At 61.2% G+C, this 26,805-nt stretch carries 24 protein-coding genes; 13 read left to right on the top strand and 11 right to left on the bottom strand.

Annotation, left to right across the window (positions count from 1 at the left end; all coding sequences use genetic code 11):
- Positions 1-103 precede the first annotated feature (103 nt).
- The 3 genes from AC13RE_RS15555 to AC13RE_RS15545 all read left to right on the top strand — a co-directional run bounded on the left by AC13RE_RS15555 (position 104) and on the right by AC13RE_RS15545 (position 2,952).
- On the top strand, positions 104-1,117 hold the full coding sequence (locus AC13RE_RS15555) for an ABC transporter substrate-binding protein (RefSeq protein WP_488563587.1): 1,014 nt from the start codon (positions 104-106) through the stop codon (positions 1,115-1,117).
- Positions 1,118-1,238: 121 nt separating this feature from the next.
- Entirely contained in the window at positions 1,239-2,057 is an 819-nt protein-coding gene (locus AC13RE_RS15550) for an ABC transporter ATP-binding protein (RefSeq protein ID WP_015341540.1), read from the top strand.
- Positions 2,058-2,070: 13 nt separating this feature from the next.
- Complete coding sequence (locus AC13RE_RS15545; protein WP_132719974.1) at positions 2,071-2,952, top strand: ABC transporter permease; 882 nt, start codon at positions 2,071-2,073, stop codon at positions 2,950-2,952.
- Positions 2,953-3,087: 135 nt separating this feature from the next.
- Here AC13RE_RS15545 and AC13RE_RS15540 read toward each other — a convergent pair whose 3' ends face one another.
- The 4 genes from AC13RE_RS15540 to AC13RE_RS15525 form a co-directional block, all read right to left on the bottom strand.
- The gene (locus AC13RE_RS15540; protein WP_488563586.1) at positions 3,088-4,506 is read right to left on the bottom strand and encodes a sensor histidine kinase; all 1,419 of its coding nucleotides are present in this window, start codon (positions 4,504-4,506) and stop codon (positions 3,088-3,090) included.
- Positions 4,496-5,164 (bottom strand): response regulator, encoded by a 669-nt coding sequence (locus AC13RE_RS15535; RefSeq protein WP_112724232.1) that lies wholly within the window; start codon positions 5,162-5,164, stop codon positions 4,496-4,498. The genes AC13RE_RS15540 and AC13RE_RS15535 overlap by 11 nt, the downstream gene beginning before the upstream one ends.
- Positions 5,165-5,227: 63 nt before the next feature.
- On the bottom strand, positions 5,228-7,018 hold the full coding sequence (locus tag AC13RE_RS15530; protein WP_488563585.1) for an alpha/beta fold hydrolase: 1,791 nt from the start codon (positions 7,016-7,018) through the stop codon (positions 5,228-5,230).
- Positions 7,019-7,028: 10 nt separating this feature from the next.
- Positions 7,029-8,528, bottom strand: coding sequence for a lipopolysaccharide biosynthesis protein (locus AC13RE_RS15525; protein WP_488563584.1), 1,500 nt, complete (start codon positions 8,526-8,528; stop codon positions 7,029-7,031).
- A 198-nt stretch (positions 8,529-8,726) separates the two neighbouring features.
- Between AC13RE_RS15525 and AC13RE_RS15520 the strand changes: the two genes are divergently transcribed.
- A complete protein-coding gene (locus AC13RE_RS15520) occupies positions 8,727-9,581 on the top strand; it encodes a glycosyltransferase family 2 protein (protein ID WP_488563583.1) in 855 nt (284 codons plus the stop codon).
- Here the strand turns inward: AC13RE_RS15520 and AC13RE_RS15515 are convergent.
- Complete coding sequence (locus AC13RE_RS15515) at positions 9,548-10,750, bottom strand: glycosyltransferase family 4 protein (RefSeq protein ID WP_488563582.1); 1,203 nt, start codon at positions 10,748-10,750, stop codon at positions 9,548-9,550. The genes AC13RE_RS15520 and AC13RE_RS15515 overlap by 34 nt on opposite strands.
- A 409-nt stretch (positions 10,751-11,159) precedes the next feature.
- Positions 11,160-11,396: an Lrp/AsnC ligand binding domain-containing protein gene (locus AC13RE_RS15510; protein WP_015341532.1), complete on the bottom strand. Its 237-nt coding sequence runs from the start codon at positions 11,394-11,396 to the stop codon at positions 11,160-11,162.
- 208 nt (positions 11,397-11,604) lie between these two features.
- Between AC13RE_RS15510 and AC13RE_RS15505 the strand changes: the two genes are divergently transcribed.
- The 3 genes from AC13RE_RS15505 (at position 11,605) to AC13RE_RS15495 (ending at position 15,530) form a co-directional block, all read left to right on the top strand.
- Positions 11,605-12,888 carry an NAD(P)/FAD-dependent oxidoreductase gene (locus tag AC13RE_RS15505; RefSeq protein WP_488563581.1) on the top strand — a complete coding sequence of 428 codons (1,284 nt, stop codon included), beginning with the start codon at positions 11,605-11,607 and terminating at the stop codon, positions 12,886-12,888.
- A gap of 36 nt (positions 12,889-12,924) precedes the next feature.
- A complete protein-coding gene (gene amaB, locus AC13RE_RS15500) occupies positions 12,925-14,460 on the top strand; it encodes an L-piperidine-6-carboxylate dehydrogenase (protein WP_488563580.1) in 1,536 nt (511 codons plus the stop codon).
- An 80-nt stretch (positions 14,461-14,540) separates the two neighbouring features.
- Positions 14,541-15,530, top strand: coding sequence for an Ldh family oxidoreductase (locus AC13RE_RS15495; RefSeq protein WP_488563579.1), 990 nt, complete (start codon positions 14,541-14,543; stop codon positions 15,528-15,530).
- Positions 15,531-15,779: 249 nt separating this feature from the next.
- On the opposite strand, the gene AC13RE_RS15490 is transcribed toward AC13RE_RS15495, so the two are convergent.
- From AC13RE_RS15490 to AC13RE_RS15475, 4 genes are all read right to left on the bottom strand, one after another.
- Entirely contained in the window at positions 15,780-17,105 is a 1,326-nt protein-coding gene (locus AC13RE_RS15490) for a glucoamylase family protein (protein WP_132719985.1), read from the bottom strand.
- A 279-nt stretch (positions 17,106-17,384) separates the two neighbouring features.
- Positions 17,385-17,948: a TetR/AcrR family transcriptional regulator gene (locus tag AC13RE_RS15485; protein ID WP_488484535.1), complete on the bottom strand. Its 564-nt coding sequence runs from the start codon at positions 17,946-17,948 to the stop codon at positions 17,385-17,387.
- Between the two features lies 1 nt (position 17,949).
- Complete coding sequence (locus AC13RE_RS15480) at positions 17,950-18,414, bottom strand: nuclear transport factor 2 family protein (protein WP_488563578.1); 465 nt, start codon at positions 18,412-18,414, stop codon at positions 17,950-17,952.
- 78 nt (positions 18,415-18,492) lie between these two features.
- Positions 18,493-19,356, bottom strand: a complete 864-nt coding sequence (locus tag AC13RE_RS15475) for a DMT family transporter (RefSeq protein ID WP_132719988.1) — start codon at positions 19,354-19,356, stop codon at positions 18,493-18,495.
- 88 nt (positions 19,357-19,444) lie between these two features.
- Between AC13RE_RS15475 and AC13RE_RS15470 the strand changes: the two genes are divergently transcribed.
- On the top strand, positions 19,445-20,917 hold the full coding sequence (locus AC13RE_RS15470; RefSeq protein ID WP_488563577.1) for an aminotransferase-like domain-containing protein: 1,473 nt from the start codon (positions 19,445-19,447) through the stop codon (positions 20,915-20,917).
- Between the two features lie 77 nt (positions 20,918-20,994).
- On the opposite strand, the gene AC13RE_RS15465 is transcribed toward AC13RE_RS15470, so the two are convergent.
- Positions 20,995-21,423, bottom strand: a complete 429-nt coding sequence (locus AC13RE_RS15465) for a VOC family protein (RefSeq protein ID WP_488563576.1) — start codon at positions 21,421-21,423, stop codon at positions 20,995-20,997.
- Positions 21,424-21,526: 103 nt separating this feature from the next.
- Between AC13RE_RS15465 and AC13RE_RS15460 the strand changes: the two genes are divergently transcribed.
- The 5 genes from AC13RE_RS15460 to AC13RE_RS15440 all read left to right on the top strand — a co-directional run bounded on the left by AC13RE_RS15460 (position 21,527) and on the right by AC13RE_RS15440 (position 26,802).
- A complete protein-coding gene (locus AC13RE_RS15460) occupies positions 21,527-22,384 on the top strand; it encodes a LysR family transcriptional regulator (RefSeq protein ID WP_488563575.1) in 858 nt (285 codons plus the stop codon).
- Positions 22,385-22,546: 162 nt separating this feature from the next.
- Positions 22,547-23,203 (top strand): response regulator transcription factor, encoded by a 657-nt coding sequence (locus AC13RE_RS15455; RefSeq protein ID WP_041678005.1) that lies wholly within the window; start codon positions 22,547-22,549, stop codon positions 23,201-23,203.
- Entirely contained in the window at positions 23,200-24,576 is a 1,377-nt protein-coding gene (locus tag AC13RE_RS15450) for a sensor histidine kinase (RefSeq protein WP_488563574.1), read from the top strand. Before AC13RE_RS15455 ends, AC13RE_RS15450 begins: the two co-directional genes overlap by 4 nt.
- Before the next feature lie 103 nt (positions 24,577-24,679).
- A complete protein-coding gene (locus AC13RE_RS15445; RefSeq protein ID WP_015341519.1) occupies positions 24,680-25,363 on the top strand; it encodes an MtnX-like HAD-IB family phosphatase in 684 nt (227 codons plus the stop codon).
- 20 nt (positions 25,364-25,383) lie between these two features.
- Complete coding sequence (locus AC13RE_RS15440; RefSeq protein WP_015341518.1) at positions 25,384-26,802, top strand: aspartate aminotransferase family protein; 1,419 nt, start codon at positions 25,384-25,386, stop codon at positions 26,800-26,802.
- Positions 26,803-26,805 lie beyond the last annotated feature (3 nt).

The raw sequence follows: 26,805 nt of genomic DNA, 5'->3' as shown, positions 1-26,805 counted from the left end.
AAGCTGACTGAAAGGTTGCCCGCGCTAGTCTCGTTGAGCTTCGTGGAGGAAGCGCCTTTCCAGAGCGTCGTGTGGCGCAAGAATAAAACAGGAGGAGACATTGATGCGTCCATCGCGCACGTTTTTTCATACCGTAGCCCTTTCCCTTGTCATAACCGCTGCTTCCCTTGCAGCCACGGCCGCCAATGCTGCCGACAAGATTTCCATCATGGTGGGCGGCTACGAAAAGCAGATCTATCTGCCGGCCAAGCTTGCCGAAGGGCTCGGTTACTTCAAGGATGAAGGCCTCGAGGTCGAGCTTCTCAACGAATCCGCCGGCGTCGATGCCGAAAACCAGCTGCTGGCAGGCGCCGTTCAGGGTGTCGTCGGCTTCTACGACCACTGCGTCGACCTGCAGGCCAAGGGCAAGTTCATCAAGTCCGTCGTGCAGTTCAGCCAGGCTCCGGGCGAAGTCGAGCTGGTTTCGGCCAAGTATCCCGATATCAAATCCTTCGCCGACCTGAAGGGCAAGCGCGCCGGCGTCACCGGCCTCGGCTCGTCGACGAACTTCCTGACGCTTTACATGGCGTCGAAGGCAGGCCTCTCGCCGGCTGACATCACGCCTGTTCCGGTCGGCGCCGGTCAGACTTTCATCGCCGCCATGCAGCAGGACGCCATCCAGGTGGGCATGACCACCGAGCCGACGATTTCGCGCCTGCTCAAGACCGGCGAAGCGAAGATCCTCGTCGATCTGCGCACGCTGAAGGGCACCGAAGAGGCGCTCGGCGGTACCTATCCGGCGGCCTCGCTCTATATGGATGCCGCATGGGTCGACGCTCATAAGGAAGAAGTGCAGAAGCTCGCGAACGCTTTCGTCAAGACGCTGCGCTTCATCCATACGCATTCCGCCGCTGAAATTGCCGAGAAGATGCCTAAGGACTTCTACGTCGGTGACAAGGACGGCTACATCAAGGCTCTCGACGCCGGCAAGGAAATGTTCACCGCCGACGGTGTGATGCCGGAAGATGGTCCGAAGACCGTTCTCGCCGTGCTCTCGCAGTTCTCCAAGAACGTCAAGGGCAAGACGATCGACCTGTCGAAGACCTACACGACGGAATTCGTGAAGAACGTCAAGTAAACAGTCAGAACGCCGCTTCCGGCCAGTTTTCAGACAGGTTCCGGAAGCGGTGGTTCAAGAGACTTTGCAGTTCACTGGGCTTTGCGTGCACGCCCTGAAGGCACGCGTCAGGATCAGCACCATGCAACAGGATGAACGCCGTACCCCGGCGATAGAGCTCATCAATGTCAGCCGCCGTTTCGTATCGCCGACCGGCAAGTCGCTGACCGCACTGCGCGATTTCAACATGACCGTCGAGCGCGGCGAGTTCGTCGCGGTTGTCGGGCCGACGGGCTGCGGCAAGTCGACGACGCTCAATCTCGTCACCGGCCTTGCCAAGCCGAGCGCCGGCGAAGTCCGCCTGATGGGTGGCCCGGTCAACGGCATCGACCGGCGCGTCGGCTTCGCCTTCCAGACGGATGCGCTCTTCCCCTGGCAGAATGTCATCGAAAATGTCATGGCCGGCCCTCTGTTCCGCGGCAAGTCGAAGGCCGAGGCCGAGAAGATGGCCAAGGACTGGCTTGCCCGTGTCGGCCTTTCCAAGTTTCTGCATCACTATCCGCATCAGCTCTCGGGCGGCATGCGCAAGCGCGTCTCGCTGGCGCAGACCTTTATCAACGAGCCGGAAATCCTGCTGATGGACGAGCCCTTCTCGGCGCTCGACGTGCAGACCCGCACGGTCATGCATGAGGAGCTTCTGAAGCTCTGGGCCGAACGCCAGGCTTCCGTCGTCTTCGTGACGCACGATCTCGAAGAAGCCGTTGCACTCGCCGACAAGGTCTATGTGCTGACGGCCGGCCCGGCGACGGTCAAATCGGTCTACACGATCGACCTGCCGCGCCCGCGCGTCGTCTCGGAGATCCGCTACGAGCAAAACTTCATCGATTATTGCAAGACGATCTGGGACGACCTGCGCGAAGAGGTCGAAACCAGCTATCGCCGTGCCGCGGAAGCGGCATAAGGGAGGATTGATCATGGCAAATACAGCTCTCGAAGCAGGCAATGCTCCGATCTTCCGCGCCGGCACCTCGGACGCGGAAATCGAAGCCGCAGCGCTGAAGGCACTCACTCGCCGCAAGTATGTCGTTAAGGCATGGCAGATCGGCATTCTGCTCGCTATTCTCGGTCTCTGGCAGCTCGCCTCCGACCTGCACTGGATCGATCCGTTCTTCTATTCGAGCCCATACGGGATCGCACTGCGCCTCTGGGAGTGGATCACCGAGGGCACCGAGAGCGGCTCGCTCTGGTATCACCTCGGCGTCACCATGGAAGAAGCGCTGATCGGCTTCATCATCGGCTCGGTGACCGGCGTCCTTGTCGGTGTCGCCCTTGGTCGCAACAAGCTCGCCTCCGACATCCTCTCGATCTACATCAAGGCGATCAACTCGATCCCGCGCGTCGTTCTTGCGCCGATCTTCGTGATGATCATGGGTCTCGGCCTGGCGTCGAAGGTAGCGCTGGCCTTTATCATGGTGTTCTTCGTCGTGTTCGCCAATGCCTTTCAGGGCGTTCGCGAAGCCGACCGCAACATGATCGCCAATGCCCGCATTCTCGGCGCTTCCAACTGGCGGGTGACCCGCAACGTCATCCTGCCCTCGGCGATGAGCTGGATTTTTGCAAGCCTGCACATCTCCTTCTCCTTCGCCATCATCGGCGCGATCGTCGGCGAGTTCGTAGGATCGCTGGCCGGCATCGGCTACCTGATCTCGATCGCCAAGGGTACATATGACGCAGCTGGCCTCTATGCCGCGATCATCCTGGTGATGGTCGTTACGCTCGGCGCCGAATATGTGATGACGCTCATCGAAAACCGCATCACCCGCTGGCGTCCGCAGCAAAGCCTCGACACGCATTAAGCGTTGGTTTTCTGATACCTCCCAAGGCCAGGGGCCGGGCGTTTCGCCCGGCCTTTTCGTTTTGCGGGCACAGTAGACTCCCTCTCCCCGCATGCGGGAAGAGGGGACTATCCCGCCATCAACGCCGTCCCACCTTCAAACAGCCGGCAGCCGCACGCGGACCAGCAGGCCGCCACCCGTCGCCTCGCCAAGCGTGACAGAGCCGCCGGCGCCGTCGACGACTTCGCGGACGATGGCGAGACCGAGGCCACTTCCCTCCGGTTCCGTGCCCATGATGCGATAGAAGCGCTCGAAGACCTGGGCGCGTTCCGCTTCGGGGATGCCAGGACCGTTGTCCTCGACCCATAGCAGGGCCGTATCGCCGTCGCGGCCGACGCCGACCGTCACGCGGCCGCCCGCCTGCGTGTAGCGCAGTGCATTGTCGACGAGGTTGACCAGCATTTCGCGCAGCATGGTGCCGTCGCCCTCGATATGAACCGCCATGTCATCATCCGCTTCGAGCCCAAGATCGATATTCCGGCGCAGGGCTTCCTCGGCGAGGGTTTCCAGCACACGCCGGGCGGTTTCCGCCAGATCGATGGTGTCGTTTCGCGGCCGGCGGCTGCCGGGTTCGGCGCGCGAAAGCGTCAGAAGCTGGCTGGCAAGGCGTGTCACCTGCCGCGTGCTCGAACGCAATGCCGTCAGTGCCTCGTCGCGTCTGGTATTGTCGGTTTCACGCGCAGCAAAGCTCGCCTGCGTCGAAATCAGCGCGAGCGGTGTGCGCAGCTGATGAGCGGCGTTCGAGACGAAGCGGCGCTGCGCCGCCATCTGGTTCTGCACCCGCTCCATGTGATCATTGAGGGCGTGGACGAGCGGCCGAAGCTCGTTCTGCACCATGTGAGGGTCCAGCGGATCGAGACGCTGGCGGCCACGCTCGCGCACGGCGTCGCGCAGGCGCAGTACGGGAGCAAGCCCGCGCTGCAGGCCGATGATGGTGACGAGCCCGGCAAGCAGGACAAGCGCGAGCTGCTTGGTGAAATCAGACAGCCACAGCCTGCGGCGCATGGCATATTGGCTGTTATGAGTAACGGCAACGGCGACCGAAATCGTGCTGTCCTGATCAAGGCCAACAACCGGGTGGCTCAGCATGAGTACGCGCACGCCGTCGGTCCGAAACGTCATGTCCTCGCCGATCATGTCGCGTTTCGGCCGTGGCAGATCGGGAAAACCGGCGATGAGGCTCCCCCATGCCGTGATCACCTGATAAAAAACGCGGTCGCCATAGCCGGTATCGAACATTTCCAGCGCAGCCGGGGGAATATCGATCTGCACGGTGCCGCTTCCGTCGACATGCGTCGCTTCCGCGATGACGCGGGCGGAGGCGAGCAGCGTACGGTCGGTGACAAGATCGGCCGTCGCATCGGCGGAACGGAAGCTTAGATAAAGGTTGATGCAGATCGCGCCGATCAGGGTCAATACGACCCAGGCAAACAGCTGCGCGCGAAGACTGCTCGCTACCCCGCCGAGCGCGCGGCTTACAAGGCCCTTGGGTGGTGCAGCCTCATCATTGCGCATGGCGAAGGAGATAACCCAGGCCGCGCAGCGTCGCGATCTGCACGGAGCTGCCTTCGAGCTTTTTGCGGACGCGATGCACATAGATCTCGATGGCGCTGGTATCGGCGAGATCGTCGAAGCCGAAGACGCTTTCGGAGAGGGTCGCCTTGGTGACGGTCGTGCCTGCCTTCATGATCAGATGTTCGAGCACCGCGTGCTCGCGCGGCGTCAGCGCCAGTGCTTCGCCGGCCAAAGAGAATTGCCGCGTGCCGCCATCGAACACCAGGTCGCCGACGGCGATCTCCGGAGCGGCGCGGTCGTGACCGCGGCGGACGGCTGCGCGTATGCGCGCCTCGAGCTCGGCAATTTCGAAGGGTTTCGCCAGATAATCGTCGGCGCCGCTGTCGAGGCCGGCAACGCGGCCGTCGAGGCTGGCATTGGCGGTCAGGATGATGACGGGCACCTTGTTGCCGCTCTGGCGCAGTCGCTTCAGCAGCGTCAGCCCGTCCATCTTCGGCAGCGACAGATCGAGGATGACGATGGCGTAAGCTGCGACTTTCAGCATGTGCTCGGCATCTTCGCCATCATAGGCGATGTCGACGACATACTGCGCCTGACGCAGCGCCTTGCCGAGCCAGGACGCCAGTTCGCGGTTGTCTTCGACGATCAAGAGCCTCATGGCGCGACTATACAGCAAGTGTCGGATATGGCGAACATTTCCGGCGGTTTTCCAGCCTGTGCGTCATCGGTTGGCGAGCCGCAAACCCATCTCCCGGACCTCTCGCAAATAGACCTTGCGCGCGTAGGGCGGGGTCAGATTGTGGTCGGCTTCAGGAATGATGGTGAGGCGTATGTCCGGAAAATGCTTTAATCCGACACCGTTCTCGCCGAATTCGTCATGGAGATGATCGAGCCCGATATCGTGGGCGCTGTAGATCAGGGACATATCGACGCCACGCTTGGCAAGTGTGCGGAAACCACCCAGCACAGGTCCTTGAGCCGCAGCGAAGATCGGGAAGGCGCCGAGCAGTTGGCGAGCCGTTCGTATCGCCCGCCGACCGAGCCCGGTCGCCATGTTGCATATGGCGCTCCTTGCATCGACTTGGCCGCCGAAGAGCCGCTTCAGCGTTTCCATCTGCAGGAGTTTGCGCCCATAGGTTTCCAGCGAACGGGGAGCAAAGCGCAGAGCTTCATCGACCGATCGGCTCTCGTCCCAATGGAAGCTGTAGGGATTGACCGTGATGAGGCCGCGGCAGCGCGCATCGCGCAATGCTGCCTGAAAGGCGAGATAGCCGCCGCTGCAACGCCCGACCACATAGGCCGGCAGCAGAGCCCGCCTTTCCAGCAGGTCCAGTGCCTCGGCGACATCGAGATGCTGTTCGCGGGAATAGAGCACCTGTTCGGGGGCGCCGGAAAGCGGCGGGCTGTCGCCGACATTGGCCGTATCGAAACGCAGCGAGGCAATGCCGTCGCGGGCAAGCGCGCGCGCCATGGTGACCGACGTCCGGCCCCAGCCGGCGTGCCTGTCATAGGCCGTCGTCAGGAGCAGCGCGGTCGCGCCAGTGCGCGCACCTTCGGGCTTGCAGAGAATGCCGAACAGGCGGTTGTCCGCGCCGAAACGCAGCGGCGTCTCGCGAAAGCCTTCGCCGATGAGAGGTTCCGCGACGGGCGGCGTAAGTTCGGTCGATGCGGTATCGCCGGTTTCGACGGCGACAGACTGCACCCATTCGACTATTTTCCGGCCGGTTTCGGTCGGCATGGTGGCGATGGTCGGGTTCGAGACGAGATCGTCGTAACCTTCGTAGGAAGTCTGCGTGACCTCGGGGCCGAGCGTTTCGAGATGGTGCGCGAAGTCGGAGTCTCCGGGGCGGCCGGGGCGCGCCAGCACCAGGCAACTCGGCGTCGCGAGCCGATCCAGTGTCATGAGGTTCAGCTTCTTCACTGCATCGGCGGCGCTATCGGGCATCCGGAGGCTTGCGACGGTGACGCCCTCCGTCTGGCGCTGCGCTTCGGCAAGCCCCATGCTCTCATCGATCATCTTCGACCAGACGGTCAGTTCGCGCAGATAGGCACGGCCGGAGACGACGGGTGCAAGAAAGGCGATGCCGTCGATGCCGGCAAGCCGCTCGGCAAGAGCAGCGGCGATGGTCCCGCCGAGGCCCTGACTGACGAGGATCAGCCGCTCGCAACCGGAAAGCGCCTTCAGCTTTGCTGCTGCAGCGAGAGCGGTTTCATGCCACGGCTCCAGAGCTTTGTCCTCATCGGTCAGATCAAGCGCATCGCCCGTGCCGGCGTAATCGAAGCGAAGGCTCGATATGCCGATATCGGCGAGATCCTCCGCCAGAATCCGCCAGAACTTGCGGACGCACATCTCCTCGAAACCCCAGGGGCTGAGAAACAGGACGGCGCTGCCGCGCGAGGGTTTGACGGCTGATGTGAACAGGCCGACCGTGCCGGCGAAGGTTACCGGGATGGCTGCGGATCTTGTCTGCCCTTCCTTGTCCTGTTTTTCGGCGGCTCCCCAACCAGCCATGCTCGTCTCCTCACATTCGGCGCGGCGCTAATAGAGCCAGAGCCTGAGTGGCAATCGGATTTATGCGTGCAGGCAATCGCATCGCGATCTTCTGCATGACGTCGATATCTTCGGCTGGAACGGCTTTCAGCAGTCTGAGCGCAATGCCATAGGCCAGCGCGCCGGCGATGATGGCGCCTACGAGGCCTGCGACACCGGTCAGCGCCTGAACGAAACCATAGGCTGCAACCGCGCATAGAATGGCAGCAACCGTGACTTTTGCAAGGTTGATGAGCATACCGCGCGTCGATCCTTCGAATTCCATGCGGCGTACCGTCATCAGGCACAGGGCGACAAAGGCGAGCAGGCGAACAAGCGCGGCACCCTCGCCTCCGTAGAAGGGCACGGCGACGGCGCAGCCGACGACCATGACGAAGCTGGCGACGACGCCGATGACGGTGCGTTCGCGCACGCGATCCAGCGAATAGAGATATTGTGTGCAGATCTGCATGAAGACGTAGGGCACGGCAGTCAGGGACAGCAGCGCCACCATGCCGCCGCTCGGCGCAAAGGCCGGGCCGAAGATCGTCACGACAAGTTTCGGCGAGATGGCCGCCAGACCGAAACTCATCGGCAGGGTGATATAGGCAATGCTGCGCGCCACTCCGGCGAAGACCTCGACCGGCAGCTTGTCCGATTCCCTCGCGTGCATCTGCTCGGAATAATAGGGCAAGAGGCTACCGCTCAACTGCACCGGTAGCTGCAGCGCCAGGTTGGCGAGCGACAGGCCGACGGCGTAAAAGCCGACCGCTTCGATGCCCCAGTACCGCTGCAGGAACAAAAGCTCGATGCGGTTGAGGAAGATCGAGCTGTTGATGAGTTCGATGGAGAGAATGAGCGACGAACTGGCGAGAGCGGAAAGGCCGACACCACAGCTGTTCTTGCGGGCAATCGCGATTCTCAGCGTTGCGATGAACATCGGCAGCTGGCCGATCGCATAGCCGGCAAGTGCGCCGCTGACACCAAAGAAGATCGCTCCCGCAAGGACGGTAACCAGTTGCAGCGCCGAACTTATCAAGGTGATGCGCAGGAACGCGCTGACCCGCTGCTCGCCGATCAGATAGTTCTTGCTATAGGCGCCAAGAGACTGAAGAACGAAGAAGACGCCTGTTATGGCTATGACTTCAGATGCATCGCCCGCCCAGTGCAAACGCTCCGTATCCCAATAATAGGCGACATAGCCGGTGAGCAGGATGACCGTTGCGAGAATCGTCGGCTGCAGAAGGTAAGCGGCAAAGCCCAGCCGCTCTTCCGTCGAATAGCCGTTTCCCTTCAACTGCGGCAGGACGCGCAGCAGGGTAACGCCGGCCCCGAGCTCGGCGACGAGCGCGCCTGTTGTCGTCAGCCAGAGAGAGAAGGCGATGATGCCGTTGGCCTCCGGGCCAAGCAGACGCGCCGCGATGATCGAACAGGCAAAGCCGGTCGCAAGCAGGGTCAATCCCGCCGCGGCGTTCAAAACCGAATTTGCCATTATGCTCTTCGTCATGAAGACTGACCGTTCCTCAAATTGCCGGGACTTCGCTCCTATCCGGCTTTTCGTGGGGATAGCGCCAGTTCTATTTCATATGCCTTAATATTTAGGGTTTAATGCTGCCATAAGTTCGTTTTTTACTTTGGCTAATATTCTTTCTCTCTGATGTTGGCCGCAGGGCTTGAGCGGAGGGTTTCATTGTTCAGCCTCATCGTCTGCACGATCGATCGGTTCGATCAGCTGGAGCGGCTGTTCCGTTCGCTGACCCAACAGAGTCATAAAGATTTCGAGGTAATCGTCGTCGATCAGAATGCCGACGACCGGCTGCGGGTGTTGATCGACAGCTTTTCCCCTTCCTTCATGATCCGTCACATCCGTTCGCCGAAGGGACTTTCGCGGGCGCGCAACAATGGCATGGCCGTCGCGGCAGGCGATTACATCTGCTTTCCCGATGATGATTGCTGGTACGGAGCCGATACGCTTTCGACAGCAGCGGCACTGTTTTCGGCCCATCCAGAGTTCGCGATCGTCACCGGCCGCACGCTCGATGCCGAGGGTCTCGCTTCTGTCAGCCCGACGGGCGAGACGCGGCTGGCGCTGACGCGCTGGAACTACCTGAAGTGCGGCAATTCCAATGGGATCTTCGGGCGCCGCGCGGCGCTTTCCGATATCGGCGGCTTCGACGAGAATCTTGGGGTCGGCTCGGAAACGCCGTTCCAGAGCGGCGAGGAGGCGGATTTCCTGCTGCGCGCGCTCGGCGCCGGCAGGCAGGCGATGTTCTTCCCTGAATTGATCGTCCATCATGATCAAGTCACCAGCGAGTATGGGCCGCGGCAGGTAGAGCGAGCCCGCAAATATGGACGCGGCTTCGGCGCTCTGATGCGCAAGCAGGCGTTTCCGCTGTATTATGTCGGCTACCGGCTGTTTCGTCCGGTCGCCGGTTGGCTGGCGGCGCTGGCGCGTTTCAACGTCGATGCGGCACGCTACAAGCGCGCCTGGCTGATGGGCATTCTGGAAGGTTACGCCGCCTGGCCGCGCTGGCGCAGAAGCTGAGGCGATTTGCCTCTCGGCGTCAGCGTCTCGGCATAGACATCCATGTAGCGTTGGGCGACTTCATTCCATGCATAGGCGCGAGCGTCCCGCAGCAATTCCTGCCGCAGGCTCAGATCGTCGGCTTCTAGGCGCTCGAAGGCTGCGGTCAGGGTATCGGCGGCCGCTTCCGGATCTGAGAAATCTGCGAGCATGAGGGCCGGATGGGTTTCGGCCATCGCCTTATAGGCCTCGTTGACGTTCAGCACTGGCAGCAATCCGGCGCTCATCGCCTCGATCGCCACCAGGCCGAAGCCTTCATATTCTGAAGCCGAAGCGAAGAGCGAGGCGCGGGCGATGATGTTGCGGATCGAGCCCTCGTCGATCGACACATGCAGAGCGACATTGCGCGTCAGATTGCGGGCGGCAATTTCCTTTTCCATTCCAGCACGGTCGAGATCAGACTCGGCGCCGACAATATCGAGGTGCCAGTCGTCATGGCGGGCCGCGAGCACCTTCATGACGTCGAGAAGATGATCGAGCCGCTTGTTGATCGAGAAACGGCCGATGGTGACGACGCGGCGGCGCGCTTCCAGCGCAGCGCAATTTGAAAACTTGCTGACATCGGCACCGTTTTCGATCAGGTGCACGCGACTGTCGGCGATCTGGGAAAAGAGGCGCGCGTCGGACTGGCTGCAACAGATGAGAGAGGCATAGCCGAGCGCGGACAGCCGCGTTGCGGTATTGAACCAGACCTTTTTAATGGCTGCATATTTCTGCGTGTGGAAGAAGCCGCCATGCGTGGTCGCGACCATGGGGCGCCCATGCATGAGCTTGCCCCATGCCAGTGCATCGAAGAAGAAGTCGACGGCATGGACATGAATGAGGTCGGCATCGGCCAGATGGCGGAAGACCTTGGGTGCCAGCGGATAACGGCTGGAGCCGGACCAGGGAATGCGGACGATCTCGATGCCGTCGATCGTTTCGCGTTCCGGCAGTTGGCGGTCGGGATCGGAAAACAGGCTGTTGCAGGTGACGACGCGCACGCGATAGCCGCGGGAAACCAGCTGGCGGCAGAGGTTGGCAACGACGTCTTCCAGGCCGCCCTTATTCGGCAGGAATTGGCGCACGACATGCACGATCAGCGGCCCGGTGTGCTTGTTTGCCTGAATATCCGCAACAGCAGATGTCATCGATCCACCCTCGACCTCTATGCCGCGCCGCCCGGCGGGCAATCCGGCGCTGCAGCGCGCCGCCCGTTGATCAGTCGGCAAAGCAGATCATCGGGTCGGTTAAAAAGGGTTTAATCGCGGGTTGGCGAGCGTTGTGTTTCGGGCAAAAGGGTTAATGGCGAAGCGATATGCAGTGAGAAGGACAAGCGCGCCGGGGGAATGTGATGATGCTGGACTATTGTGCCATGCCCCTCACCCTAGCCCTCTCCCCGCATTGCGGGGAGAGGGGACTATTTCGGTGTTTGCCGCGTGCGTCTCGTCCCGCCCACAGAACTCAATGGACTCCCTCTCCCCGTCAAAACGGGGAGAGGGCTGGGGTGAGGGGCAATTTCCAATGCGATGATGTATTGCGACCCGAAGTCCGCACCTCTCAAAACGCTCGGAAGGTTAGCGTCGTCAGCGAGCGGACGATGCCCGGAATATTGGCGATGTGGTCGTTGATGAATTTGCCGATATCCTGCTCTTCGGCAATGTAGACCTTCATCAGCAGGTCGTAATCGCCGCTGGTGGAATACAGTTCCGAAACCAGCTCCGTTTGATAGATGGCATCGGCAACCTCATAGGTTTTGCCGGGGGCGCATTGGAGCTGAACGAAAATGGGCTTCATGAGGTTGTCCTGCTTTTGCCTGCGACCGCGATGGCGATCGGCTTTTTCTCTATCATGGTCGAAAGCGCCGCCGCCATGCAAGTTTTTCTCCAGAACCGATGATTTTTTGGCATCATGCCATGTCCATCGGATGTCGCTCTTGCCGCTTCCGCAACTTCGCGCGTAGCGCTAGATTGGCGCGATTATCTCTGTCGATTGGACCGATTTCATGCTGAACGACCCACGCTCCCATGGTCTCTGGGAAAAGACCGCCCCCTCGCCGCCAGCAACGAAGCCACTTTCCGGCGATGTCTCCGCCGATGTCGTGGTGGTCGGGGGCGGCTATACCGGTCTTTCGACGGCGCTTCATCTGGCGGAAGCCGGCACCAGCGTCGTGCTGCTGGAAGCCAATGAAATCGGCTTTGGCGGAGCGGGGCGCAACGTCGGACTCATCAATGCCGGCATGTGGGTGATGCCGGACGATCTGCCGGGCGAGCTTGGTGTCGTTCACGGCGAGCGGCTGCTCGATCTGCTCGGCAACGGGCCGAAGCTGGTGATGGAATTGATCGACAAACACGGGATCGCCTGTGAGCTTGAACGCAACGGAACGCTGCATTGCGCCGTCGGGCCAGAGGGTTTGAAGGAAATCGAGGAGCGCGCCCGGCAATGGGGAAAGCGCGGCGCGCCGGTCACGGTGCTGGATGCACGGGAGACGGAGCGTCGCGTCGGCAGCTCGGCCTATGCGGGGGCACTGCTGGACATGCGCGCCGGCACGCTGCAGCCGCTTGCCTATGCGCGCGGCCTTGCCCATGCCGTAGTCAAAGCCGGCGTTACCATTCACACCGGCAGCCGCGTGACATCGACGGAAAGAAGTGGTGCGAAATGGCTGGTTTCGACCGATGGCGGCAAGGTCAGCGCCGACTGGATCGTGGTGGCCACGGACGCCTATAGCACCGGTCCCTGGGAAATGGTGCGGAACGAACAGGTGCATCTGCCCTATTTCAATTTCGCCACCGTCCCCCTCGGCGACAACTTGCGCAAATCCGTGCTGCCCGGACGCGAAGGGGCTTGGGATACGAAAGAAGTGCTGTCGTCCTTCCGCATGGATCAGGCCGGCCGGCTCGTTTTCGGCAGCGTCGGTGCGCTGCGCAATACCGGCCTTGCCATCCACAAGAACTGGGCTCGACGGTCGATCAAAAAGCTCTTTCCGCAGCTCGGTGACATTCCCTTCGAATGCGAATGGTATGGCAAGATCGGCATGACCGACAATGCGCTGCCTCGCTTCCACAAGCTGGATCGGAATGTCATCGGTTTCTCCGGCTATAATGGCCGCGGCATTGCGCCGGGCACGGTGTTCGGCAAGGTGCTTGCCAGCCATATTCTCGGGCAGATTTCCGAGGCCGATCTGCCGCTGCCGGTGACCGATATCGTCGAGCCGAGCTTCAGGGCGGCAAAGGAAATGTGGTACGAGGCGGGCGCCCAGGCCGCGCATTTCGTCGGCGCCCGGGTGTGAAATAATCGAACCGGCATTACGGGAAGAGGAAACAAGATGACCGCGACATCAGATCTTGCCGCCGAAACCAAGTCAATATTGACGGAGTTCGGCGTATCGGCCGATCGCTACATCGGCGGAACGCTTGCCGTCACCTCTCCTGTGACCGGCGCCGAAATCGGCCGGCTGAAGGAGCATTCGGCCGGTGAGGCGAAGGCGGCAATCGAGGCGGCGCACGCGGCGTTTCTTGCCTGGCGCAATGTGCCGGCGCCGAAGCGCGGCGAGCTGATCCGTCTACTCGGCGAAGAGCTGCGCGCCGGCAAGGCGGCCCTCGGTCGTCTCGTCTCGATTGAAGTGGGCAAGATCACCTCCGAAGGTCTTGGCGAAGTGCAGGAGATGATCGATATCTGCGATTTCGCCGTCGGTCTCTCGCGCCAGCTTTATGGCCTCACCATTGCCACCGAGCGCTCCGAGCACCGCATGATGGAAAGCTGGCATCCGCTGGGGGCGATCGGCATCATCTCGGCCTTCAATTTCCCCGTCGCCGTCTGGTCATGGAATGCGGCGCTTGCCATTGTCTGCGGCAATTCCACCATCTGGAAACCGTCGGAAAAGACGCCGCTGACGGCGCTTGCCGTACAGGCTCTGTTTGAAAAGGCACTGAAGCGCTATGTCGCCGAGGGCGGCGAGGCGCCGGCCAATCTTTCGACGCTGTTGATCGGCGGCCGTGATCTCGGCGAGCTTTTGGTCGATCATCCGCAGGTGCCGCTGGTCTCAGCGACCGGTTCGACGGCGATGGGCCGGGCGGTCGGCCCGCGTCTTGCCGGCCGTTTCGCCCGCGCCATCCTCGAGCTTGGCGGCAACAATGCCGCCATCGTCTGCCCGACGGCCGATCTCGATCTCACCCTGCGTGGCGTTGCCTTTTCGGCAATGGGTACGGCCGGCCAGCGCTGCACGACGCTGCGACGCCTCTTCGTTCATGACAGCGTCTATGACCAGCTCGTGCCGCGTCTGCAGAAGGCCTATGGTACTGTGACGATAGGCAATCCCCTTGAGCCCGGTACTCTCGTTGGTCCGCTGATCGATAAGCAGGCCTTCGACCGCATGCAGGCGGCCCTTGCCGCCGCAAAGGCGGCCGGCGGCAGGGTGACCGGCGGCGAACGCATCGAAAACGGTTCAGCCGATGCCTTCTATGTTCGCCCGGCTCTCGTCGAAATGCCGGAGCAGACCGGTCCGGTCGAGCAGGAAACCTTCGCGCCGATCCTCTATGTCATGAAGTACAGCGATTTCGACAAGGCGCTGGCGCTGCATAATGCCGTGCCGCAAGGCCTGTCGTCCTCGATCTTTACCAATGACATGCGGGAAGCAGAGACTTTCGTGTCGGCGCGCGGATCGGATTGCGGCATCGCCAATGTCAATCTCGGCCCCTCCGGCGCCGAGATCGGCGGCGCATTCGGCGGCGAGAAGGAAACCGGCGGCGGCCGCGAGTCCGGCTCCGACGCCTGGAAGGCCTATATGCGCCGGGCGACCAACACGATCAATTATGGCCGCACGCTGCCGCTGGCGCAGGGCGTCAAGTTCGACGTGGCGTAATGGCACTTTGCTGCGTTGCGATGAGGCGGATGAGGGCGTAGAAGGTCCTTACCCCCTCATCTTGTTCAGGAACTTGTCTCATGCACTTGTCGCTCGCCGAAGCCGAAACGCTTGTTGTGGCGGCTCTGCGGCGAAACAAGGTGAGTGATGCGAATGCCCGCTCGGTGGCGGTCGCGCTCGTAGCGGCGGAGGCCGCCGGGCAGAGTGGTCATGGGCTGCGGCGCGTGCCTGCCTATGCCGGACAGGCTAAGGTTGGTAAGGTCGATGGCTTCGCTCAGCCGCAGCTCAGCCGGCCTTCTCCCGCCGTGCTGCGCATCGATGCCGGCAACGGCTATGCCTATCCCGCGCTCGACCTTGCCGTTGCCAAGCTTCCGGCTGTCGCCCGCGAGCAGGGGATTGCACTTGCAGCCATCAGCCGCTCGCATCATGCCGGCGTCATGGGCCTGACGGTCGAGCGTTTTGCCGATCAGGGGCTGGTGGCGCTGATGGTCGCCAATGCGCCGGCCTCTATGGCGCCCTGGGGCGGCAAGACGCCTGTTTTCGGCACCAACCCGATCGCTTTCGCCGCACCGCTTCCTGGCGACGAGCCTGTTGTCATCGACCTCGCGCTGTCCAAGGTAGCGCGCGGCAAGGTGATGGCGGCGCGGCAGCAGGGCGCTTCGATCCCCGCGGACTGGGCTTTCGATCGCGATGGCAGGCCGACCACGGATGCCGAAGAGGCTCTGGCTGGGACGATGGTCCCGGCCGGCGATGTCAAGGGTGCGGCACTTGCTCTCATGGTCGAAATTCTGGCGGCCGGCCTGACCGGCGCCAACTACGCCTTCGAGGCTTCCTCGCTCTTCGACGACAAAGGTGCTCCGCCGGCGCTCGGGCACACGATCATTGCCATCAATCCGGAGGCGACGAGTGCCGTGGATACGGCACAACGGCTGGCCTTGCTGGCAGGCGAAATCACCCGCGATCCGAACGTCCGCCTGCCCGGCCGGCGCGGGCAGAGCTCACGGCGTCTTGCGTTGACGGAGGGGGTTACCGTCGAGGATGAGGTGATTGCGGCGATCGAGAGGCTTTGAGATGTCAAAGGTGCTAGTCGGGTGAGTGTGTGTTTGCCGCGCTTTCATACACGGCCCCTTACCCCAGCCCTCTCCCCGCAAGCGGGGCGAGGGAGTTATGGCGCAAAACAGGGTGCTGCATTGATGAGAGGATAGTTGGTTGGCTCGATCGTCCCCTCGCCCCGCTTGCGGGGAGAGGGCTAGGGTGAGGGGCCAGGCAGGCAGTGGCTGTGTCGACAGAGGCACCTGATGGCCATCACGATCCGCAGATCAAGCGATGGCAGGCTTTGCGTTCTTCTCGTCCAGCCAGCCGCCGGTGAAGCCGGCGCGTTCGAGGCCGGTGCGGAGGATCGGAGATTGCCGCATCAGGTCCCAGATCATGCCGGTACGAGCGTTTTCGATCATCATGACCAGCAGCCCCTGGTCGATCGCCACCGAGCGGTCGTCCACCCATCCTTCCGGGCCGGGTCCCTTCACGCTCGGATTGAAGCCGCCGGGAAAGCGGCCGTCGAGCAGCAGGTTGGGATAGGTCGAAAGCAGCGCCCGCGTGCCATCGAGCGCCGCTTCGCGGTCGAACGGCAGGCAAGATAGCGGTCCCCATGGGGCGATGGTGCCGTCGTCGGGACCCAGCGGCGCGCCGCGGGCGGCATAACCGAAGACTTTCGGGGCATAGCGCAGGCTATGTTTGGTGCCAGTCGGGTTCGGCCCGTCACAGGCGGAAAGGCCCCAGATATCCTTCGTATAGCCGACGAAATGGCCGGGATTGCGCTCGGTGTAATCGCGCTGCACAGCAATTGCCGCCTGGGTATTGCGGAAGTAATCCGTGTCCTTGTCGGCGACGTGCTTGTCGCGGATGTCACGGAAATCGATCCAGGCATGCGAGAACAGATGGATGAACAGCGGCCCGGCATAGAGAAAGGGCGCGTCCTTGAACATCATCCACGTATAGGTCGAGGCAAAGGCGTCGTAGCTGGAGGACGGAATCGCATGCGTGGGCGAGGCCAGCGCCAGCACATAGAGGAAAATCGCCTCGTCATAGCCCTGGTAGCGCCAGCGCAGGAAGCCGCTTGCCGGCTTCCAGCCCATGCTGATGGTCTGGCCCCTGTTCAGCGCCCAATGCCAGTCGCAACGCTCGTAGAGGAATTTCGCCTGTTTGCGGAGATCGCGCTCGACCTGGCTGTTTCCGGTGAAATAGGCTGCCGCTGTCAGCACGCCGAGCAGCAGCAGACCGGTATCGATGGTCGAAAGTTCGCTGTTCCAGGCGCGGTTGCCGGTTTCCATATAGAGGAAGTGATAGTAGAAGCCGCGATGGCCGGTGGCGCCACGCTCGGTGCCCTGATCGCTGTTGGCGAAGAAATCCAGAGCGGCCAGTACCCGTTTTGCTGCATCGGCGCGGCTGATCCAGCCGCGCTCGACGGCGACCGGGTAGCTTGATAGCGCGAAGCCGACGGCGGCAATGCTGCAATGGCTCGTCTTGATCGACGTATCCGCCACCAGCCCGTTTTCCGGATTGGTATAGAGCATGAAATAGTCGAACGCCGAGCGTTGCAATTGGTCGATCAGCGCGTCGTCGGTTTCGTTTACCTGCTGCAGCATCTTCTATCCATCTCCTCGATGCTCCCATTCCCTGCTGAACATGGGAGCTTGGATAGTTGCAAATCAAAGATGATTAACAATGACATACTTTTGTGGAGGATTCTTTAATATCAGTGGGTTGTTGAAGTCGTCATCCCCAACATCGAGAGGCTGTGGATGCCCTTTCCAGGCGATTTTCGCGGAGATCGCTGGCAAAAGTGGAGGAATAGCTAATGGCACGAGCGCATTCGGCAAGGGCGAAGCATCGATAGTTCGGTGATTCGCGTCGATGAAATGGCTTTAGCCGAGGGCAGTTTCCAGCCTGTGCCTCAGCCGCGCCAAGGTTCTACCAAACACCATCTCATCTCCAAGGGCTCTGGCAAGCGTCAACGCGCCCTGAATGCCGATGACGGCCTCTTCGGCGAGCATTTTCGCCTCGGCACCCGGCACGCCGGCCCTGAGCAACGCGCCACAAAGCGCCTCGATCCAATGATGAAAGTAGCCTCGGATGGCAGCGGAGAAACGGTCGCGCGTTTCGTCCAGCGCAAAGGCGCCGATCAGGCAGACGCGACGGCCGGAGCGGAAATAGCTATCCGTTGTCTCCCACATGCGGGCAATGGCGGCGCGCGGCTCTTCCTCTTCGAGCGGCCTGAACATCTCCGTCACGAACCAGGCGTCGATATTGGCCATGATCTCGGCCGCCATCTCTTCCTTGCCGCCCGGAAAGAAGTGATAGAGGCTGCCCTTGGACAGTTTGGTACGGGCGGTGATTTCGCTCATCGACGCGCCCTCGTAGCCGAGCTCGCGAAAGACTTCGGCAACGAGGGCAACGGCATCGGATTTTTCGAAGACGCTGCGCACCATCTCAAAGGCCGAGGTCGGAGAGGCCCGGATGATCGTCCGGCCGGCGGCCGAGCGGCCAGTGGAATTTCCGGTCCTCTTCCCTGATGGGCATGTCGTTGATGGAGGCGAAACGGCGTTGCATCAGGCCATCTGCATCGAATTCCCAGTTCTCGTTGCCGTAGGAACGGAACCAATGGCCGCTGTCGTCATGCCATTCATAGGCAAAGCGAACGGCGATGTGGTTGCCCTCGAAAGCCCAGAGTTCCTTGATCAGTCGATAGTCCAGCTCTTTTGCCCATTTGCGCGTCAGGAATTCGACGATCTCCTTGCGACCGCGCGGGAATTCGGCACGGTTCCGCCACTGGCTGTCTTCCGTATAGACCTTGGAAACACGCTCCGGATCGCGGCTGTTCCAGCCATCCTCGGCCATGCGGACCTTGGCGATTGCGGTTTCGCGGGTGAAAGGCGGGACGAGAGGGGTCGGCATGGTGTGCTCCTTCTAAACTGATTGGTTGTTAATAGACTGATCAGTTTATAAGATCAAGTACCTTAATTTGCCGCGGCCTCAATGGGCGAATTTTCGCGCTCCGGCGACGCAGCCGACGACGGCGAGGGTTACGACGAGCATCGACCAGCTGACGCTTTCCTTGAGAAGGGCCGCGGCAAGTGCGAAGCCGAAGAAGGGCTGCAGGAATTGCAGCTGGCCGACGGCTGCGATGCCGCCCTGGGCGAGCCCGCGATACCAGAAGATAAAGCCGATCAGCATGCTGAAAAGCGAGACATAGAGGAGGCCGAGCCAGGCAGGACCGCCGATGCCGTCAATGCTGTGCGGCATGGTCATGAGGCAGAGCGCGATGGTGACGGGTAGCGACAGCACGAGAGCCCAGCAGATGACCTGCCAGCCGCCCAGCCGGCGCGAGAGCACGGCACCCTCGGCATAGCCAAGGCCGCAGACGATCACGGCTGCGAGCATCAGGAGATCGCCGGTGAGCGAGGCCGACACGCCTTGCGCCAGCGCATAGCTGCAGACCAGCGCGCTGCCGAGGAGGGAGAATATCCAGAAGGCTGGGCGCGGCCGTTCGCCGCCGCGCAGCACGCCGAAGATCGCGGTCGCCAGCGGCAGCAGGCCGATGAAGACGATCGAATGCGCCGAGGTGACATGCTTCAGCGCCAATGCCGTCAAGAGCGGAAAGCCGACGACGCAGCCGAGGGCGACGATCGTCAGCGAGACAATGTCGCCGCGGCTGGGGCGCTTCTCGCGAAAGGCGAGGAGGAGGCAAAGACCCAGAAGGCCGGCGATGACGGCTCGGGCAACGGTCAGGAAGAGAGGGTCGAAATCCATGACGGCCACGCGCGTTGCCGGCAGCGAGCCGCTGAAGATCACCACTCCCGTCAAACCGTAGATCCATCCCGTCGTCGTCTTGTCCATGGCGCATGCTCCTTCGTGATATTCGCCGGTATCGGCGCATTTGTCTGGCCGAACCAGTGACGGTACAGTACAATCTGCGAGAACTGTTATGGTTGAAGGTGCAGTACGGATGGGTAATCTCTCGATGATCGGCGCTGCCGGCACGACCCGGATAGAAGGCGTGATGGCGGCGATATCAGAGCGCATCGCTGCGCGCAGCCTTGTGCCCGGCGCGCGGCTTCCCTCCGTGCGCAGCTTTTCCAAGACGATGCAGGTGTCGGTTTCGACCGTTGTGGAGGCCTATGAACGGCTTGCGGCCGAGGGGGTGATCCGCTCGCGGCCGGGATCCGGCTTTTATGTCTGCGGGCCGCTGCCGCCCCTATCGCTCTCCGAAACCGGGGCGAAATCGGGCCGCAATGTCGATCCGCTGTGGATCTCGCGGCAATCGCTCGAAGTCGGCGACGACGCGCTGAAACCAGGCTGCGGCTGGCTGCCGCCTTCATGGCTGCCGCAGGCGGCCTTGCGCAAGGCGATGCGCACACTAGCGCGCGGCGATATCGGAGTGCTTGCGAACTACGGGACACCGCTCGGCCTGCCGCCATTGCGGCAGCTGCTTGCCCGCCGCCTGGGCGAGCATGGAATCAACGTGCCGCCTGATCAGATCATGCTGACGGAATCGGGCACGCAGGCGATCGATCTTCTCTGCCGATTCCTGCTGGAACCCGGCGATACCGTCGTGGTCGACGATCCCTGCTACTTCAATTTCCATGCACTGCTGCGCGCGCATCGCGCCAAAGTCGTTTCCGTGCCTTTCACACCGACGGGGCCGGATGTCGAGCTGTTCGGCCAGGTGCTCGAACGGCACAAACCGCGGCTCTACATCACCAACTCCGCCATTCACAATCCGACTGGCGCGGCGCTTTCCCCCGTCACGGCGCATCGGCTGCTGAAGCTGGCCGATGCTTCCGGGCTCATCATCATCGAGGATGATATTTTCGCCGATTTCGAGCAGGTGCCAGCGCCGCGTCTGGCCGCCTATGACGGGCTGGACCGGGTGATCCATATCGGCAGTTTCTCGAAAACGCTTTCGGCCTCCATCCGCTGCGGCTTCATCGCCGCGAAGCCCGAGTGGATCGACGATCTCGTCGATCTCAAGGTCGCCAGCAGCTTCAGCTGCGGGCAAGTGTCGGCCGAACTCGTCTATCTCGCGCTGAAGGATGGAAGTTATCGCAAGCATGTCGAGGCGCTGCGCGTCCGGCTTGCAAAGGCGATGGACGAGGTTGCGGCCCGGCTGGAAGCGATTGGTATCAGCCCATGGCTCAAGCCGCATGCGGGCATGTTTCTCTGGTGCAGGCTTCCGGAAGGGCTTGATGCCGCCGATCTTGCCCGTGCTTGCCTCGCGGAAGGCGTTATCCTCGCGCCCGGCAATGTCTTCAGCCTGTCGGAGACGGCTGGCCGTTTCATGCGGTTCAACGTTGCACAATCGGCCGATACGCGGATTTTCGACGTGCTGGAAGCGTCCATGCGAAAGCTGCGGGCGATACACAAGGATGCCGCTGCGAGCGGCGTCACGGCAGCCTAGAGGTTCGCCGGCGACACGAACATTTCCCGACCGGCGGGTTTCCACCGTGGCGGCCGCTCATGTCGCCGGCTTGATCTCTATTTGGCGAAGAGGCTGTTGATGTCGGCGAAAGCCTTCATCTCGATGGCATTGCCGCTCGGGTCCTTGAAGAACATGGTCGCCTGTTCTCCCGGCTCGCCCCGGAAGCGGATATAGGGCTTGATGACGAATTCGATGTTGGCTTTCGTCAGCTTCTCGGCGGCGGCCTCCCATTCCTCCATCGACAGAACGACGCCGAAATGGCGTACCGGAACGCCATGGCCATCGACGGCATTTGCTGCCACGTCGGTCGTTTCACCCGGCGCCAGATGGGTGACGATCTGATGGCCGTAAAAGTTGAAATCGATCCAGTCAGGCGAACTGCGGCCTTCGGGGCAACCGAGAAGGCCGCCATAGAAGGCTCTCGCCGCAGCGAGATCATTGACCGGAAATGCGAGGTGGAAGGGATGAAGCGGTGCTGCGCTCATGATCGTCTCCAAGAAGCGAAGTGATGCAGAGATGAATAAGATACATTTTTCTCTATGAAAAATGGTATATCGTGATGTTGAGATACAGGAAAAATTATGAATCATGATTGCGGAACTACAAACCCTTGTGGCTATCGCCCGCTTTGGAACGTTTGCTGCGGCGGGGGACCGGATCGGCCTGACTCAAGCCGCGGTCAGCGGACAGATGAAGCGGCTCGAGGAAAGGCTTGGCGTTAAATTGTTCGAGCGGACCGGCCGCTCCGCGACACTGAATGCTGCCGGGCTTAGAACGCTTGAGCGCGCCAAGAGCATTATCGCGATGTTCGAGCACATTGCCGATCCCGTCGACGAGGCTTCGGGCGGTGAGCTGCGCGTCGGCGCAATCGCTTCCGTTCAATCGGCGCTGCTTGCCCGCGCTCTCGGCCCCTTCCGTCTGCGATTCGCAAATCATCATCTCCGCATTGTCCCAGGGGTCTCTCTGCATTTGCTCGATCTGCTCGATGCCGGCGAACTCGATCTTGCCGTGCTCATCGAACCACCCTTCGGCCTGCCCAAGAATCTCATCTGGCGGCCCCTGGTGCGCGAGCCCTACGTGCTTGCGGTTCCCGAAAAGCTGCAGGGCAATGATTGGCGGACGCTGCTGCGCGAGCAGCCCTTCATCCGCTATGATCGCAGCTCTTTTGGAGGGCGGCAGGTCGACCGCTTCCTGCGGTCGCATTCGATCGTTCCGCGTGAATCGGTGGAGGTCGACGACATCGCCGGGATTGCCGCATTGGTCGGGCATGGGCTCGGGGTGGCGCTTCTGCCTGTTGTCGACGGCAGCCCTCCTCCGGTGGCGCCGATCCGCATGGTGCCCTTATCCGAACCAGGGTTTTATCGCGAGATAGGGATATTGCAGCCGCAGGAGAGCACGCCAGCTGCAATCTGTCTTGCAGAATGCCTGATGGCGACGCAGCAATGAGGCCATATTCGGCGCAAAACCGTGCCTCCGAGCCACCGGCAGGAACGCCGTCTCTTCCCGAGGCTCTTGCCAGGTGCAAAATATCCGTCATAGCTTTGCCACATGGCCGCTCCAATTGCGGCTCACATCCACTATGGAATACACCGCTACGTGAGGTCGGCCGTGCGCGTTCTGCTTGTTGAAGACGACAATATCCTCGGCTCATCGCTGAAGAAGGCGCTGGAAAAGCATGCCTATGGCGTCGACTGGATGCGCGACGGCGAATCCGGCCTCGAAGCGGCGGCGCATTCGCATTTTGCGGCGATCGTGCTCGATATCAATCTGCCGCAGCTAAGCGGCATGGAGGTGTTGCGGCGCATCCGGCAGCGGGGAAATTCCGTTCCCGTGCTGCTGCTGACGGCGATGGATTCCGTGCGCCAGAAGGTCGAGGGTCTGGATGAGGGCGCCGACGACTATCTGGTCAAGCCGTTCGATCTCGACGAGCTGCTGGCGCGGCTGCGCGCGCTCATCCGCCGACGTGACGGGCGGACCGAAAGCGTCATCCGCTGCGGCGACGTGGAGGTCGACCCCTCGGCCATGGTGGCTCGCAAGGACAATGTGCAGGTCCATACCACGGCGAAAGAATTTCATCTCCTGAAGCTGCTCATGGAGCGCAGCGGCCGGTACGTGACAAAGAACGATATCGAATATGCGCTCTATGACGCGGAAAACACCGTCGAGAGCAATACGATCGAAGTGACGATCTACAATCTGCGCAAGAAGCTCGGCACCGATTTCATCAAGTCGATCCGCGGCGTCGGCTATATGATCGAGCGATGAACAATTCCACGCTTACCCGCAAGCTATTTCTGCGCATCGCGCCTGTCGTCGTGGTGACGATCGTCGTGATCGCCGCCTTCGCCTTCAACAGCGCGACGCGGGAGATCAACAATATCTACGATGCCCAGCTCATCGACGATGCCAATGTGATCTGGAGCCTGCTGCGCCGGCCGCTGGAGAAGAATCCGGACCATGGCGCCAAGCAGATCGACGATATCGACTTCAACATGGACAATCAGCTGGCTTTCAACGAAGACGCTGATGACTATGCCGATGCGCATATGTTCCGCGCCTGGGTCGACGGCAATATCCGCTTCTACAGCAGCACCGCCTTCCTCTCTGACGTCCCGCAGCAGAAGGTGGGTTTTACCACGCTGACCTATGGCGGCGACGAATGGCGCGTCTATTCGCTGCCGATCCCGAACACGACCATCGTGATCGAACTCGGCGAAAAGATTGCGCTTCGCGAAACGCTCGTTTCCAACATTCTCCTCAATCTGTTTTTTCCGCTGCTGATGCTGGTGCCGGTCATCGGCTTTCTCATCTGGCTCGGCATCAATAGCGGCCTGCGCACGATTCATGGACTGGTACGGCAGATCCGGACAAGATCGCCCGATGATCTCTCGGCTATCCCCGTCGAAGAGCTGCCGCGCGATCTGCTGCCGCTTGGCAGGTCGATCAACCAGCTGCTGGAAAAGCTCGGCCAGTCGCTGACGCTGGAGCGACGCTTCTCCGATCTTGCTGCGCATCAGCTGCGTACGCCCCAGGCGAGCGTGAAGCTGCTTTTGCGGATGCTCGAAAACAGCGACAGTGATCAGGAACGGCAGACGATCGTTTCCGATCTCGTGGCCAGCAACAACCGCACCATTCATCTGATCGAACAGCTGCTGCGGCTCGCCAGGGTCAGTCACCACCCCCTTAATCTCACGTCGATCGAGCTTTATCACTGGATGGCGTCGCTCATTGCCGAGCTCGGCAATATCATCACCAGCCGAAAGCTCGACGTGGTGCTGGAAGGCGATGAGGCTATCCAGGTCAGAACCGATGAGGCGCTGCTGCGCATGCTCGTCACCAATCTGCTCGACAATGCGATCAAATACACGCCTGCGGGAGGGGAAATTAAAGTTTCTATCGCCTCGGAGGGTGGCTTTGCCTGCATTTCCATCAGCGATAGCGGCCCCGGCATTCCGCCGCATGAAAGGGAAGCGGTGTTCCAACGCTTCTACCGCCTCCATACGCTGCATACTGAAGGGGCGGGACTTGGGCTTGCCATCGTCGCGGATACTGCGGACCGCCTTTCGGCAACCGTCGATCTCTCTTCTTCCCGTCTGGGTAGCGGTCTCCAAGTCGATTTGAGATTGCCGCTCAGCTAAAACTGACGGCCTCGTCGTTTTTCATTTTCGCATCATTTTCCGCTCATGCCCGGCTCATCTGAGGTTGTTAGACGCAACTTAAGATAAGGCGAAGGGGTATTTCATGCAGGTGTTTTGCGATTTTGATGGAACCATATCCATCGAAGACGCGACGGATATGGTGCTAACCCGTTTCGCCGGTTCCGAGTGGGAAGATATCGAGCAATTGTGGAAGCAGGGGCAGATCGGCTCCGGCGAATGCATGCGCCGGCAGATCGCTCTCATCGAAGCAAACAGAGGGGAGCTTGACCGGTTTCTCGATACGCTGGCGATCGATCCCGGTTTCGAGGCTTTCCTGTCCTTCTGCCGTCGCGGTGAATTACCTGTCACGATCGTCAGCGATGGTGTGGATTATTTTATCCGGCGCATCCTGGCGCGTCATGGCATCGAGGGCCTGCCGATCGTCGCCAATGTGCTGACCTGCAGCGTTTCCCAGGGCCGCGAATCCTATTCGCTGTTTCCGCCGTTTACGGCGACCGGCTGCGTATCCGGCGCCGGTGTCTGCAAATGCCGCGTCGTCGATAGCAACGACCTTCAGGTCTACATCGGCGACGGGCGAAGCGACTTCTGCGTTTCCGACAAGGTCGACCTCGTTTTCGCCAAGGCCAAGCTTGTCGATTACTGCGAGGAAAACGGCATTCCCTATGTCGGTTTTGCAGATTTTTCCGACCTGCTTCCAAAGATGGAAGCCGTTCTCCCGAGCGTCGAGCGACGCTCCCGTACGCTGCCGCATTTCAAGACAGCGTAAAACAGACCGAGAGGCATTGAATGAAAACGAATGTAGCCGAAGCCTTCAGCGGTGAGACCGAGTCCGTCCGCTCCGAAGAGGAATTGCGCGCGCTTGAGGAGATCTATTGCTCCCATGGCGACACGGTTCACTATATGGACAAGCCGAAATTCTTCGAAGAATGCGAAGGCTCCTATGTCTACGATCGGACCGGGACGCCGTTCCTTGATCTGCAGATGTGGTACTCTGCCGTCAATTTCGGCTATCGCAACGAGCGCCTGAACGAGGCCGCGCACCGCCAGCTCGATCGTCTCCCGCAGGTCGCCTCGCAATATCTGCACCGCGAAAAGGTGGAGCTTGCGGCGATGATCGCCCAGGATGCGGAACGCAAGTTCGGTCACAAGGGCCGCGTTCATTTCAACGTCGGCGGCTCGCAGGCCGTCGAGGATTCACTGAAGCTCGTGCGCAATTACACCGGCGGCAAGAGCCTGATGTTCGCCTTCGAAGGCGGCTATCACGGCCGTACGCTCGGCGCTTCGGCGATCACCTCGAGCTATCGCTATCGCCGCCGCTACGGCCATTTCGGCGATCGCGCCCAATTCGTTGAATTCCCCTATTACTTCCGCGGCCCGAAGGGCATGTCGAAGGAAGAATACGGACATTACTGCGTCCAGAAGTTCGCCCGCCTGTTCGAGAGCGAATATAACGGCGTCTGGGACCCGAAGGCCGGAAAGTCCGAATACGCGGCCTTCTATATCGAGCCGATCCAGGGCACGGGCGGCTATGTCATTCCGCCGATGAACTTCTTCGTCGAACTGAAGAAGGTGCTCGATGATCACGGCATCCTGCTCGTCGTCGACGAAATCCAGATGGGCGTCTACCGCACCGGTAAGCTCTGGTCGATCGAGCATTTCGGCGTTTCGCCGGATGCGCTGATCTTCGGCAAGGCGATCACTAACGGCCTCAACCCGCTTTCCGGCGTCTGGGCTCGCGAAGAAATGATCAATCCGGAGATCTTCCCGCCCGGCTCCACGCATTCGACCTTCGCCAGCAACCCGATGGGGACTGCCGTTGCGCTCGAAACCATGAAGATGCTGGAGGAGCAGGATTTCGGCGCTGCGATCATGGAAAAGGGCGCGCATTTCCTCGACGGGCTGAAGCAGCTGCAGAAGCGCCACGCCACCGTCGGCGAGGTCGATGGTCTCGGTCTCGCCCTGCGCATGGAAATCTGCAAGGACGACAGCTACACGCCGGACAAGGCGACGTTGGACTGGATGTGCGACGAAGGCATGAAGGGCGACCTTCAAGTCGGCGGCAGGACCTATGGCCTCGTGCTTGACGTCGGCGGCTACCACAAGAACGTCATCACGTTTGCTCCGAACCTGCTCATCACCCGCGAAGAGATCGATCTGGCGCTTGCGCTTCTCGATCAGCTTCTGACGCGCGCGGCCCGGAGATAAGAC

Source organism: Martinezella sp. CNPSo 3959, from assembly GCF_057784355.1.
Note: the sequence above shows the minus strand (reverse complement) of the source record. Positions and strands in the feature narration are given on the sequence as shown.